Genomic DNA, 259 nt, shown 5'->3' with positions numbered 1-259 from the left:
AGCCTGAAAGAGCTGGCGAGCTTCACAGATAGTAGCCAAAACAAGCAGCGAAGACATTAGCTAGCACAGCCAGTCACTGCTGCTTTTACTATTTATGATTGATCAGTGCTCTTACATGCGCAAATAAGTCACTGGCTAACATTCCTCTTTGCCCTGATTGTTCACAGGCTCTATCACCCGCCTTTGCATGTAACACAACGCCATAACATGCTGCCTCACTGGTATTTAATCCTTGAGCCATTAACGCCCCAATTATACC

The 259-nt window shown here is 45.6% G+C and carries 1 protein-coding gene; it reads right to left on the bottom strand.

Annotation, left to right across the window (positions count from 1 at the left end):
- Nucleotides 1-88: 88 nt before the first annotated feature.
- Nucleotides 89-253 carry a hypothetical protein gene (locus tag SB751_RS32360; protein WP_410749305.1) on the bottom strand — a complete coding sequence of 55 codons (165 nt, stop codon included), beginning with the start codon at nt 251-253 and terminating at the stop codon, nt 89-91.
- Nucleotides 254-259 lie beyond the last annotated feature (6 nt).

The sequence above is a fragment of the Cupriavidus sp. SIMBA_020 genome (assembly GCF_046535395.1).
Classification (GTDB): Bacteria; Pseudomonadota; Gammaproteobacteria; order Burkholderiales; family Burkholderiaceae; genus Cupriavidus; species Cupriavidus campinensis.
The sequence above is the reverse complement of the archived record's forward strand: the minus strand, read 5'-3'. Positions and strand labels throughout refer to the sequence as shown.